At 60.0% G+C, this 13,367-nt stretch carries 13 protein-coding genes; all 13 read left to right on the top strand.

The features are described from left to right. Positions 1 to 169: 169 nt before the first annotated feature. The 13 genes from A2J03_RS00715 (at position 170) to A2J03_RS00655 (ending at position 13,278) form a co-directional block, all read left to right on the top strand. Positions 170 to 622 carry a response regulator gene (locus A2J03_RS00715; RefSeq protein ID WP_156520123.1) on the top strand — a complete coding sequence of 151 codons (453 nt, stop codon included), beginning with the start codon at positions 170 to 172 and terminating at the stop codon, positions 620 to 622. A gap of 127 nt (positions 623 to 749) precedes the next feature. Continuing rightward, complete coding sequence (locus tag A2J03_RS00710; RefSeq protein ID WP_068368316.1) at positions 750 to 1,202, top strand: MaoC family dehydratase; 453 nt, start codon at positions 750 to 752, stop codon at positions 1,200 to 1,202. 156 nt (positions 1,203 to 1,358) lie between these two features. Beyond that, entirely contained in the window at positions 1,359 to 1,892 is a 534-nt protein-coding gene (locus A2J03_RS00705) for an MFS transporter (protein ID WP_068368313.1), read from the top strand. A 94-nt stretch (positions 1,893 to 1,986) separates the two neighbouring features. Continuing rightward, the gene (locus A2J03_RS00700; RefSeq protein ID WP_032401348.1) at positions 1,987 to 3,312 is read left to right on the top strand and encodes an ISL3-like element ISPfr2 family transposase; all 1,326 of its coding nucleotides are present in this window, start codon (positions 1,987 to 1,989) and stop codon (positions 3,310 to 3,312) included. Positions 3,313 to 3,318: 6 nt separating this feature from the next. Further along, positions 3,319 to 4,149: an MFS transporter gene (locus A2J03_RS00695; protein ID WP_068368311.1), complete on the top strand. Its 831-nt coding sequence runs from the start codon at positions 3,319 to 3,321 to the stop codon at positions 4,147 to 4,149. Between the two features lie 77 nt (positions 4,150 to 4,226). Further along, a complete protein-coding gene (locus A2J03_RS00690; RefSeq protein WP_068368310.1) occupies positions 4,227 to 4,727 on the top strand; it encodes a MaoC family dehydratase in 501 nt (166 codons plus the stop codon). A gap of 61 nt (positions 4,728 to 4,788) precedes the next feature. Continuing rightward, entirely contained in the window at positions 4,789 to 5,292 is a 504-nt protein-coding gene (locus tag A2J03_RS00685) for a MaoC family dehydratase (protein ID WP_068368309.1), read from the top strand. Between the two features lie 46 nt (positions 5,293 to 5,338). Beyond that, entirely contained in the window at positions 5,339 to 6,259 is a 921-nt protein-coding gene (locus A2J03_RS00680) for an HpcH/HpaI aldolase/citrate lyase family protein (protein WP_068368308.1), read from the top strand. Between the two features lie 56 nt (positions 6,260 to 6,315). Beyond that, positions 6,316 to 7,047, top strand: coding sequence for an SDR family oxidoreductase (locus A2J03_RS00675; RefSeq protein WP_068368307.1), 732 nt, complete (start codon positions 6,316 to 6,318; stop codon positions 7,045 to 7,047). 13 nt (positions 7,048 to 7,060) lie between these two features. Continuing rightward, positions 7,061 to 8,860 (top strand): acyl-CoA dehydrogenase, encoded by a 1,800-nt coding sequence (locus A2J03_RS00670; protein ID WP_068368304.1) that lies wholly within the window; start codon positions 7,061 to 7,063, stop codon positions 8,858 to 8,860. Between the two features lie 81 nt (positions 8,861 to 8,941). Then, on the top strand, positions 8,942 to 10,090 hold the full coding sequence (locus A2J03_RS00665; RefSeq protein ID WP_068368332.1) for a thiolase family protein: 1,149 nt from the start codon (positions 8,942 to 8,944) through the stop codon (positions 10,088 to 10,090). A 352-nt stretch (positions 10,091 to 10,442) separates the two neighbouring features. Beyond that, entirely contained in the window at positions 10,443 to 12,362 is a 1,920-nt protein-coding gene (locus A2J03_RS00660) for a flavin-containing monooxygenase (RefSeq protein WP_231912304.1), read from the top strand. A gap of 121 nt (positions 12,363 to 12,483) precedes the next feature. Then, on the top strand, positions 12,484 to 13,278 hold the full coding sequence (locus A2J03_RS00655) for an SDR family NAD(P)-dependent oxidoreductase (protein ID WP_068368301.1): 795 nt from the start codon (positions 12,484 to 12,486) through the stop codon (positions 13,276 to 13,278). Positions 13,279 to 13,367: the final 89 nt, after the last annotated feature.

Raw genomic sequence — 13,367 nt, 5'->3', positions numbered from 1 at the left:
GTCGCAGCTCAGTGGAGACAAGCCTACCGATAACGCGGGCCTACTACCAAGCATTGCAGCGGATCTCCTCAGGACGAGACAATTGACTCGATGAGTTCGCGTCCACGGACTCTACGTGATTGGGGTCACAACTGTTTCCATTGATGTAGCAACCAGACAGGGGGCTTTCATGAACAAACTCGAGGCGCTCGTTGACTGCGATTCAGATGTTGCGCAGTCGGTCATGGTTGTCGATTCGGACAGGAGAGTCCGCACGGCGCTCACTCAACTTCTGAAGGCGACCCACCCACGGGTAGCTGTTGTCGAGACAGCGGACGCTACAACAGCACTCGATACAGCAAGGTCGGCTTCGTTCGACCTTGTCTTGGTCGACATGGGGCTACCAGACCTCGACGGAAGTTGCTCGCTGATCAGGCAACTGGCCGGGGACCACCACGTAGTAGCACTGAGCGTGAGACAGGAGCACGCGCAGCACGCCCTGGCAGCCGGTGCGCTTGATTTCGTCGAAAAGACTTCTTCAGAGAAACTCCTGCAGGCAGTGATGACCATTTTGAGTGGATCGCTGACTGTTCTCAGATCTGAAAGCATCTGTACCAGTGCGGATTCCAGCTCCAAATCGTAGCCGCCCACCGGCACATGCCCTGCACGACAGTGGGTGTCGCAGCGATCACGCCTAGGTGCAAGCACCGCCGTTCAGTCCGCGGCGTTGAACCATCTTTGACAGCCGAATTAGATTGGAGCGTTCACCAATGTCGATCTTCACTTCCGCCGATCATCTGAGGCAAGCCAAAGGAGCCGATTTGGGCACCTCGAGCACGATCGAAATGTCGCAAGCCCGAATCGATCAGTTCGCCGTTGTGACCAACGACGAGCAGTGGATCCACGTCGATACGAAGAGAGCCGCACAGGGTCCGTTCGGCACCACGATCGCTCATGGTTTTCTGACATTGTCGCTCCTTGCGCCATTTTTGTCCGACCTGATAGAAGTGCAAGGTGCCACGAGTTCGATCAACTATGGACTCAACCGGGTTCGGTTTTCAGCCACGGTCCCCTCCGGTTCTGCGCTGCGCGCCCAGGGGCGGATTCTCGACATCGTCGATCGAACCGGTGCCGTCGATGTAGTTGTGGAAGTGACGATCTCCGTAAAGGGCTCGGACAAACCCGCGTGCGTTGCCGAGTCGATCATCAGGTACACCTTCTGACCCACACGATCGCGCAGCATTTCAGGCGCACTCATGAGCAAAAAAGTTAGTAGTTCACAACAAACCTCGGCCGGATTATTACGCATCTTCGTCGAAGGCGCGCATTACTGGCGAGGCACACCAACGACATCCACTCCCCACCGAAAGAGGGTTCCCATGTCCGATATCGAGAGCAGTGAAGTCCCCACAAGGTCGCCAGGGCCGCAGGCACCGCCCCCACGACAACCCAAACGGGTCTGGTTCTCCAGCTTCATCGGTGCTGCCATCGAGTTCTACGACTTCAGCATTTACGCTACGGCCGCCGCTCTTGTATTCGGCCCGTTGTTCTTCAGTCCGGCGCAGGCATCCCTCGGTGTGGTCCTGTCCTTCCTCACGCTGGCAGCGGGCTATATCGCTCGGCCGGTCGGAGCGATCGTCTTCGGGCACTACGGGGACAAGATCGGGCGTAAGACAACCCTCATCACCACCGTTGTTCTGATGGGTATCGCAACAACCCTGATCGGCGTGCTGCCGACGTACGAGTCCGTGGGTGTCCTGGCACCAGTTCTGCTGGTAACCCTTCGCGTTGTGCAAGGCCTCTCTGTCGGCGGTGAATGGGGCGGTGCAGTGGTCATGACGACCGAACATTCGTCGACAAAGAACAGGTCTTTCATGGGCAGCGCCACCGCTATGGGGGCTCTTCCCAGATGAGGGTGTGGGTCGGCCGGGCGCGTCGGTCCGCAGATAGACGTCGAGGTCTCCCGACGATGGAGGTTCCTACGCCATCCATCCGAAAGACCTCGACGTGTCCGACGCTACCCCGCCGGCCGGCTTCGGCCGCCCTGACCTGACCGCCTTCGCTCGACTCGACGGCCTCGGTCTGAGCGTGACCGGGCAACGACTTGAACCGGATCGTGCGGTCCTCGCGTGCCGCGTGGTGGAACCAGATCAGTGGTGCCGACGGTGCGGCAGCGAAGGCGCTGCTCGTGACACCGTGATCCGGCGGTTGGCCCACGAGCCGCTGGGCTGGCGACCGACCGTGCTGGAAGTTGTAGTGCGCCGCTACCGCTGTGCCGACTGCGGACACGTGTGGCGCCAAGACACCAGCGCCGCGGCGGAGCCACGCGCGAAGCTCTCGCGCACCGGGTTGCGGTGGGCGCTGGAAGGGATCGTGGTCGCACACCTCACCGTCGCCCGTGTCGCCGAGGGACTCGGGGTCGCGTGGGACACCGCCAACAACGCGGTCCTGGCCGAAGGCAATCGGCTGCTGATCAACGACCCCACGCGGTTCGAGGGCGTGAAGGTCATTGGCGTCGATGAGCACGTCTGGCGCCACACCAGGCGTGGCGACAAGTACGTCACCGTGATCATCGACCTCACCCCGGTCCGCGATGGCGCCGGCCCAGCAAGGCTGCTGGACATGGTCGAGGGCCGGTCGAAGGCGGCGTTCAAGACCTGGCTCGCCGACCGCGACGACGCCTTCCGTGACGCGGTCGAGGTGGTCGCGATGGACGGCTTCACCGGGTTCAAGACCGCCGCTGCGGAGGAGATCCCGGACGCGGTCACGGTGATGGATCCCTTCCACGTCGTGCGCCTGGCCGGTGACGCCCTCGACAGGTGTCGGCGCCGGGTCCAACTCGCGATCCACGGGCACCGTGGGTTCAGGGACGACCCGCTCTACAAGTCGCGGCGCACGCTGCACACCGGCGCGGACCTGCTTACCGACAAGCAGAGCGACAGGCTACGCGCGCTGTTCGTTGATGACGCTCACGTCGAGGTCGAGGCGACCTGGGGTGTCTACCAGCGCATGATCGCCGCCTATCGCCACGAGGACCGGCAACGTGGCCGCGAGCTCATGGAGAAGCTGATCACCGACCTCAGCGCCGGCGTCCCCAAGGTGCTCACCGAGCTCACCACCCTGGGCCGGACCCTGAAGAAGCGAGCCGCCGACGTGCTCGCCTACTTCGAACGACCCGGCACCAGCAACGGGCCGACCGAGGCGCTCAACGGACGGCTCGAACACCTGCGCGGCTCCGCACTCGGGTTCCGCAACCTGACCAACTACATCGCCCGAAGCCTGCTCGAGACCGGCGGATTCAGACCCCAACTCCTACACCCCCGATTGGGATGAGCCGCTATGGGGTCGGCACTGGGAGTGTTGCTGGGATTCGCTGCATTTTCGATAGTTGTCTCAGCAACGGGTGATAACTTCCTGACCTGGGGCTGGAGACTGCCGTTCCTGGCCACCGTTGTTCTCTTCGGTTTGGCTGTGTACATGCGTCTGCGAATCACCGAAAGTCCCGTGATGATCGAGGCTGCCAAAAACAACGACCGTCCAGCAAAACTGCCGTTCACGATTATTTTCACTCAGTACGCCAAACCAGTCGCGTTAGCCGCCGGGGTGTTTGCGGGGCCATTCATGATTCAATCTTTGCTCGGCACCTTCTTTATCAATTACGGAGTCACCGAATTCGGATTGACTCGCTCTTTTCTACTCAACGCTTCGATCATCGGAGTGGCATTTTCCTTCGTCGGCATACCCATCGGAGGCCTTCTTGCCGACCGATTTGGTCGCCGCCGCGTCCTGGCAGTCGGCGTGACACTTGCCACTCTGAACCTTGCCGTGTTGGGGCTGTTGTTCACCGGCGCTACGGCAGTAGGCGTGATAGTTAGCTACTCGCTGGTTTACATCTTCCATTCTCTATGTCTTGCACCGATCGGTGCGCTGTACTCAGAGTTGTTCCCCACGGCCGTGCGCTACACGGGGGTAGGCATGAGCTATCAGTTCTCGTCTCTCATCGGCGGCGGTCTCGGCCCAGTGGCAGCGTCCTTGCTCATAGCCAGCGGGTTGGGACTTGGCTCGGTGTTCGCCATGCTTGCCTTCTCCTGCTTAGTGGCCGGCTACTGCATCTACCGCCTGCCGCGAACCGACAATATCGACCTTCGCGACGCCGGACAGCTAGGCTAAGCGTCATAGATAGTTTGTTGTTAGTCAACTACTAACATTGTAGCGTGGGCTGGACGCCCACTGTCAGGAGAGCATCCGTGACCGACACTGCACCCACCCCCGACCTCGCGGAGTTCCCACTCCGCCGACGTGGCGCATACTTCGAAAAATTCGAGACGGGCAAGGTCTTCCCCCATCATTGGGGTCGCTCGATAACCACCGCGGACAACGTGCTGTTCAGCACCGCACTGGCGCACTGGTCCCCTCTGTATCTCAACGCCGAATACGCACGCGCACATGGCCACAAAGACTCTCAACTGAATCCCTTCCTTGTGCTGTGTACCGTTGTTGGGCTGTCCGTGGAAGATCTCAGCGAATCCGCGGGCCCCTTCCTCGGTATAGAAGAGTGCGTCTTCGAAAGACCGGTCTACCCCGGCGACACCGTCAGAACTGAGTCGGTCGTACTGGACTCACGTCCGTCCGCCAGCCGACCCGGATACGGGATCGTGACCTGGAGGACCACGGCGTTCGACCAGAACGATGAGGTGATCCTGCGTTTCGTACGTAAGAACCTACTGGCCGGGCAGAAGTTGCTATGAGTGACGCAAACCGCGACGCCGCAGCAGCTACACACTGGAAGATCGACGGGAGCCACCGAAAATGACTCAGCTACAACCACACTCAGCTACGGAGAACTGGGTAACCGAGGACTCGGGATGGTTCGAATCGTTCCTGGTCGGTGATCGGTGGAAGCATGCGCGCGGTGCAACCATCGACGAGGTCGAGAACCAGCTGATCAGCAAACTGGTCATGAACACCGCACAGGAACACTGGAACGAAGCGTCCATGAAGGACTCGCCGTGGGGGAAGAGCCGGATCGTTTTCGGACTGATTACCGGCTCGCTCACTCTGGGCCTGACCAGCCAGGACACCGCCGAGAACGCCTTGGCCGAGCTCAGCCTTGACCATATTCGCTTCAAAGCCAGCGTCTTTCACGGAGACACCATCTACGCGTACACCCAGGTTTTGGGAGTCGAACCAGCAGAACGCGATGACGCCGGGGTTGTTGAATTCAAGCACTGGGGTGCCACCGACGACATGCGCATCGTATTCGAGTGCACGCGCCGCGTATTGATCAAGCGACGAAGCCATTGGCGCTCGTAAAGAAGCTCAATCCTTTTCTTCAGCAACCCCTTCCACAGGAGAACCGATGACAAACCAGAGGCCCGTACGGCCCCGCCGATCAGAACTGTCCACCCCCGCCACTAGCGAGAAAATGATGGCCAAAGCGGCTGCGGGCAACGCCGACTTGGTCTTCCTCGACCTCGAGGACGCCGTGGCCCCCAACGCCAAAGACGTGGCACGCAAGCAAGCAGTCACCGCCTTGCGCGAACTCGACTGGGGACGAAAAACCCGTGCGGTACGCATCAACGGCGTTCAGACAATTTGGTGCCTCGACGACATCACCGAAGTTGTCGCCGGTGCCGGAGCGCACCTGGACGTACTTATCATCCCCAAGGTCAAGTCGGCACGCGACGTCTGGTTCATCGACACCCTGCTCACGCTGCTCGAACACAAACACGGGCTCGAGATCGGCAGAATCGGACTGGAGGTACTGATCGAAGAAGTGGAAGCTCTGGCGGCTGTCGATGCCATCGCGGCGAGCAGTCCGCGACTCGAAGCGCTCATTCTGGGAGTGGGAGACCTCGCCGCGAGCCACGGAATGCGGTCCGCTCACATCGGTACCAGCTCCGGTTATCCTGGCGACATCTGGCATTCTGCTCGAACCAAGATGATCGTTGCCGCTCGCAGCAACGGGCTGGACGCCATCGACGGGCCGTTCGGAGATTTCAAGAACGACGAAGCCTATCTGCAGCAGGCGAATTGGGCCGCCGAACTCGGAGCCGTCGGAAAGTGGGCCATTCACCCCAGCCAGGTCACGCTGGCCAACGAGGCCTACTCCCCCACCGAGGAAGCAGTCGCCCACGCTCGCAAGGTGGTCGATGCCATGCGCGCGGCAGAAGCCACCGGTGACGGCGCCGTGGCCATCGACGGGATCATGGTCGATGCAGCAACGGCTCGCATCTTCGAGACCGTCCTTCAGCGCGCATCCGTGGTCGAGCAGCACTGATCGAACGCCGTACCTGACAGTTATTCATCGACAACGTATTACGAATAGGACGACCTATGGGCAACATCAGCTTCGACTTCACCGGACGGACGGTCCTCGTGACCGGTGCCGCCCGAGGAATCGGTCTCGAACTGGCCCGACATTTCAAGAACTCCGGTGCCGATGTGGTCATGGTGGACTTCGATGGCGACGAGCTCGCGAGCGCGGCCGACGTCGTCGGGGCCGTCGCGGCACAGGCCGACGTGAGCAACACAGAGGAAGTCGAGCGAGTGGTGAGTGCCACCATCGCGCGGACCGGTCGCATCGACGTCGTGGTCAACAATGCGGGAATTCTGCGTGACCGCGTCGTGTGGAAACTCACCGACGACGACTGGTCACAGGTTCTCGATGTCCACGCCGGAGGTACATTCCGTTTCACCCGCGCCGTCGTTCCACACTTTCGCGCTCAGAACTACGGACGCATCGTAAATGTCACCTCGTACACCGGCCTTCGCGGTAACCGGGGCCAGTCGAACTACGCAGCCGCCAAGGCCGGCATCATCGGATTCACCAAGACCACGGCCAAGGAACTGGCCATTTTCGGTGTCACCGTCAACGCGATTTCACCCAACGCTGCGACACGAATGACAGCCTCTATCCCCGAAGACAAGATCCCCGAGGTGACCGGCCCGATAGCGCGCTTCGCTGATCCATCCGAAATGGCCACGGCCGTCGCATTTCTGGCATCGGAGGAGTCCGGTTACATCACCGGTGTCGTCCTGCCAGTCGACGGCGGAGCCTCTATCTAGAAACAAGGACCTCATGACCACGCCACCGCTTTCCCGCCGCGACATCGAGTTCATGCTCTACGAATGGCTCGACGTCGAATCGCTGACTACACGCCCACGGTTCGCAGAACACTCCCGAGACACCTTCGATGCGGTGCTCGACCTCAGTGCGGACATGGCCGCGAAGTTCTTCGCACCCCATAACAAACTGGCCGACGCCCAGGAGCCGACGGTAGGTGAGGACGGAAAAGTCATCCTCACACCCGAAGCCAAGAAGGCCCTCGAAGTTTTCGCACAGGCAGGGCTTTTCGCCGGTGCGTTCGACGAGTCCCTCGGCGGTATGCAACTACCGATATCGGTCATGCGGGCATCGGTGGCGTGGTTCCAGGCATCGAACGCATCCACCACCGGGTACCCGTTCCTAACCGTCGCCAACGCGAATCTGCTCGTCGCGTACGCAACCGAGCAACAGATCGACGCCTATGTCCGGCCCATGCTCGAAGGCCGGTTCTTCGGAACAATGTGTCTGTCCGAGCCCCAGGCCGGATCGTCACTGGCGGACATCACGACCAAAGCAGTCCGGCAAACAGACGGTAGCTACCGCTTGACCGGCACGAAGATGTGGATCTCCGGCGGTGACCACGAATTGAGCGAGAACATTGTTCACCTCGTGCTCGCGAAAATCCCCGGAGGCGGTGCCGGCGTCAAAGGCATTTCGCTGTTCATCGTCCCCAAGTATGTCCTGGACGCCGACGGTAATCCAGGAGAACGCAACGACGTCGCGCTCGTTGGGCTGAACCACAAAATGGGCAATCGAGGCACTACGAACGCTCTGCTCAACTTCGGGGACGGCAGCTACACACCGGCAGGTTCGTCCGGGGCCATCGGATACCTCATCGGTGAACCGAACCGCGGATTGAACTATATGTTCCACATGATGAACGAGGCCCGGATCGGGGTCGGATTCCTCGCCACAGCACTCGGTTATGCCGGATACCGTCAATCCGTGGAGTACGCGCTCACACGCACACAAGGTCGAAGCCAGACGAACCGCGACCCTGCATCGAAACCGATCTCCATTGTCGAGCACGCCGATGTCAAGCGAATGCTCCTCGCGCAGAAGGCTTATGTCGAAGGCGCGCTCGCTCTCGGGTTGTTCTGTTCCAACCTCGTCGACGAACAGGACACACTAGAGGACACTGACCAACGGGCCGAAAAGACCCTGTTGCTCGATGTACTGACGCCGATTGCAAAGAGTTGGCCGTCGCAATGGTGTTTACGCGCCAACGATCTCGCAATTCAGGTACACGGCGGCTACGGCTACACCCGCGACTACGACGTCGAGCAGTTCTACCGAGACAACCGGCTCAACCAGATCCACGAAGGAACGCATGGTATCCAAGGACTGGACCTGCTTGGCCGCAAGATGACGATGCAGGACGGCGCGGGCCTGGATTTGCTGCTCAGTACCATCGGATCGACCATCGACCGCGCACACAACACCGGTGGCGAGGCAGCCGGTCTGGCCATCGAGTTGAAAGCTGCCCTCGATCGAACTTTCGAGGTGACCACGAATCTGCGGTCCGAGCCGGACAAGGCGTGCGCACTTGCCAATTCGTCCATCTATCTCGAAGCAGTGGGTCACGTCGTCGTAGCTTGGATGTGGCTCGAACAGTTCCTGGTTGCCGGAGATTTGACCGGCAACTTCTACGATGGAAAACGCCAAGCAACGCGCTACTTCTTTCGCTACGAACTTCCCTCCACCACAGCGCAGTTCGACCTGCTGGACAGTCTCGATCGGACAAGTGTGGAGATGTCCGCGCAGTGGTTCTGATGTCGATTCGTTGTTTAACCGAAAGCGGCCGCGCTGCGCAGCGCGCACACCATTTTGCACCAAGCAGAAAGCACCAGGATCATGTCTCGTGAAGCAGTAATAGTCGATGCCGTCCGATCACCCGTCGGCAAGAGGAACGGAGGGTTGTCGAGCGTGCACCCCGCCGATCTGTCGGCCTATGTGCTGCGCTCGCTCATCGAGCGAACCGGTCTCGACCCCGCATTGGTCGAAGACGTCATCTGGGGATGCGTCAGTCAGATCGGTGAACAAAGCTTCGACATAGCTCGAACAGCCGCGTTGTCGGCGGGGTGGCCAATCCACGTGCCCGGCACAACAATCAACCGCCAATGTGGATCATCGCAGCAGGCCGTCAGTTTCGCGGCGGCCAGCGTAATAGCCGGCCACTACGACGTAGTCGTCGCCGGCGGGGTCGAATCGATGTCCCGTATCCCCATCGGGTCATCGACGGCGGCAGGCGACTCACCGCTCGGCGAGCTCTACGCGCAGCGATTTGGAGCCGGCTTTCCCAATCAAGGAATCGGTGCGGAACAGATCGCCGACCAATGGAACCTCTCGCGCACTCAGCTCGACGAGTTCGGGCTCGAATCTCACACCAAGGCGGCAGCGGCGATTGACGCAGGACGATTCGGTGGCCAGATCGCATCCATCCCGGTCGGCGGCGAAAGTGTATCGGTCGACGAGGGTATCCGGCGCGGCGGTACGCTCGAATCGCTCGGCAAACTCAAGCCGGCCTTCACACCAGAAGGCAAGGTCACCGCAGCCAACTCATCTCAGATCAGCGACGGGTCCGCCGCCCTTCTGATCATGGGATCCGATACGGCCGCGGAGCTCGGTTTCACGCCGATCGCGGCGATCGACACCGCTGTCGTCGTCGGATCACCGCCCATGCCGATGCTCACCGGCCCCATTCCCGCGACCGAGAAGCTACTTGCGCGCCGCGGCCTGAGCATCGGCGATATCGGCACCTACGAAGTCAACGAAGCCTTTGCCTCGGTTGTCTTGGCCTGGGTTGAAGAGATTGGGGCAGACAAGCAACGACTGAACCCGAACGGTGGGGCGATCGCCCTCGGTCATCCGCTGGGCGGAAGCGGTGCCAGACTAATGACAACCATGGTCCACCACATGCGCGAGAACGGCATCGAGTTCGGCCTGCAAACGATGTGTGAGGGCGGCGGACAAGCCAACGCCACCCTGCTCCGCCTGCTCTGACAGACCGACGCCCCTCAGCTCCCATTCCCGAGCCGGAACTCTCGATCGATCGAAAGCCGTCACGATCTCCCAGATCATGACGGCTTTCATCTATCAGCAGTGACTGACAGGTTGACGGAATCCCTGCGACGCCGCGCCACAGTGGCGAAACCCCGCAGGGGCTCCACCCCTCACGGGGCGAGCGCCACAAGATCGCAACAATTGTCTCGGTCGGTAGCGACTGATGTCGCTTCAAGGTGATGCCGATCACTGATTGACTGAGTGCAGTGCGACGGTAGCAATGCCGACATTCCCGGAGGCGGCCATCACTGGTCAGCAGTAAGAGTCCCGGATTCGCTCAACACCGCCAGGAATGCTCACCAGCACACCTGCACTCGGCGTCGATCCCCAGACGCCTTCACACGAGGGTGAGGAACCAGTGTCGAACGAAAAACTCATTGGCGAGCTGGATTTCGATCCAACCGCATTGAAAGAAAAGTACGACTTCGAACGCGACCGACGCATCCGCTCGGACGGAAAAACACAGTACGTCGGCACCTCGGCCGGACGGTTCGAGGCGTACAGCCGAGACCCGTGGAACGACGCCGAAGCTCCCCGAGAACCGCTGACAGACCATACGTCGGTCATCATCGCGGGCGGCGGCTTCGGCGGGCTACTGCTCGGCGCTCGGCTGCGTGACGCCGGAGTCACCGACATCAGGGTGATCGAGACGGGCGGCGATTTCGGCGGAACCTGGTACTGGAACAGATACCCAGGAGCAATGTGCGACATCGAAGCCCACATCTATCTTCCGCTGCTCGAAGAATTGAACTACGCACCCAAACACCGCTATGCGTACGCAGCTGAGATGCTCGAGATCAGCCAACGGATCGGCAAGGAATACGGGCTCTACGACAAAGCATGCTTCCACACCGCAATCACGGGCGCGCAGTGGTCGGAGGAAGACAACCGTTGGCATATCCAGACGGACCGCAACGACACACTCACGGCCGACTACTTTCTTCTCGCATGCGGTCGCCAAAGCCTGCCGAAGCTGCCGAATCTGCCCGGCATCGACCAGTTCGAGGGTCACATTTTCCATTCGAGCCGCTGGGACTACGACTACACGGGCGGTACTAGCGCCGGTGGTATGTCCGGTCTCGCGAACAAGCGAGTCGGAGTTGTCGGAACAGGGGCGACGGCCCTGCAGATCGTGCCCGAAGTCGCCAAGGACGCCGGCGAGCTTTTGGTATTCCAACGAACTCCATCGACGGTCGGGGTCCGCGGACAACAAGAAACCGGGCCCGACTGGGTTGACATGTCCAAGCCCGGTTGGCAGCGCGAACGCCGGGTGAACTTTCAGTCCCACGTGCAGTTCGGCACAACGGCAGGTTTCGTGCGACCCGAGGTCGACTTGGTGGGTGACGGGTGGACCGGGGCGTTCGAAATCCTTGCAGAACCCGAGACTGCGGTGTCCGAACGGCTTGGCCGTAGCCCTACACAGGACGAACTGAACGAACTATCAGAGATCAACGACTACAGGTTGATGAACCAGATCCGCGGGCGAGTCGACGACATCGTCGAGGACCCGACTACCGCCGACGCCCTCAAACCGTGGTACCGATGGTGGTGCAAACGACCTGGTTGGCACGATGACTACCTCGGCGCGTTCAACCGGCCGAACGTCACGTTGGTCGACACCAATGGTCAAGGCGTCGAGCGCTTCACGAAGAACGGTGTGGTGGTCGACGGCGTCGAGTACCCCCTCGACTGTTTGATCATGGCCACAGGATTCGAGTCTGCCATCTCCTACACGGAGTTGACCGGATTCGACATCGTCGGCCGAGAGACCACGCTGTCGCAGCACTGGGCGAACGGTGTACGGACACTGCACGGCATGTCCACTGACAAGTTTCCGAACATGTTCTTCATCGGCGGAAACACCCAGACCGCGTCCGCGGTCAATGCCGTTCACCTTCTTGACGAACAATCCCAGTACGTCGCGCATATCGTCGGCCAGGTCGAGGCCCAGAACGCACAGGCCGTCGAAGCTCAGCCGAAAGACGTCGAACAGTGGGTCCGAATTATCGCCGAGTCCCCCAAGAATCATGCGATGTTTCGGTTCTTCGCTCAATGCACACCTGGGTACTACAACGCCGAAGGCAAAGCCGAAACCCCCGCAGATCTATTCATCGGCGGTCGATGCGGCGACGGAGCGTTGGCCTATTACAGTGTTTTGCAAACCTGGATGAAAAACAAGCAATTGAACGGTTATTCGCTTGAACTAGGCTGAATCCAGTCAGAACGTATCGGCACCGTCGGAACCATCTGGTCTAAATCTGCACATCAGCGGCAGACTTCAAAAGAATGATTCACGAACTTGTGGCACAATTACTCAACCCAGGAGGCCAAGCATGAATTCTGCCCTTTCAGGTCTGCGAGCGGTAGTGACCGGTGCGGGACGGGGCATCGGACGAGCCACCGCGATTACGCTCGCCGCGCAAGGAGCGGATGTCGCCGTTGTTGATATAGATTTACGCTCCGGGATTGACATTCCCGGAGAAGCGGACGATTTAACCACTGATGCGATCAAAGCTATGGGCGCAAGAACCATTGGGTTGCAGGCGGACCTGACAAACGAGTCAAGCGCGTCAGAGATTCTGTCGGCCGTCGGGAAAGCATGGGGCGGTTTCGATATACTCATCAATATCGCAGGTGGAGCAGTCACACCGTACGAAGGTAGCCGCGCCAGCGAAATCAGCAGTGCAGACGTTCGCAAAGCGATAGACGTTAATTTGATGTCTGCGATCTATATGTGCCAAGCATCTGTACCGTATCTGCGCGAGTCCTCGAACGCTTCGATCGTCAACACAACGTCACTGTCGGCCGAAAGCATTCTTCCCGGGGGCGCATATGCCGGCTACGCACTCTCTAAAGCCGCGCTTGCGCACTACACGCGCTACCTCGCCGCAGATCTAGGTCACCTCGGTATCCGAGTCAACGCTGTGTCACCCGGCTATACAATGACAGGACGCATACAAGCGAATTCAGCCGAAACCGGGTTTGCGGAGAAAGCAGCTAGCAGTGTTCTCGGTAGACTAGGACAACCCACAGACATCGCACGCAGTGTAGCGTTCTTGGCTTCCGCTGACTCTTCGTACATCACCGGGCAAATACTTTCGGTCGATGGCATGACCACCCTCACTTGAGGATAATTGCCAGATGGGACGCCAGCACATTCTCGCCTGGCGCAAGTTATGGAAGAAGTTGGGATTTTTCTCATTGTGCTAACAGATTT

The organism is Rhodococcus sp. EPR-157, assembly GCF_001647195.1.
Classification (GTDB): Bacteria; Actinomycetota; Actinomycetes; order Mycobacteriales; family Mycobacteriaceae; genus Rhodococcoides.
Note: the sequence above shows the minus strand (reverse complement) of the source record. Positions and strands in the feature narration are given on the sequence as shown.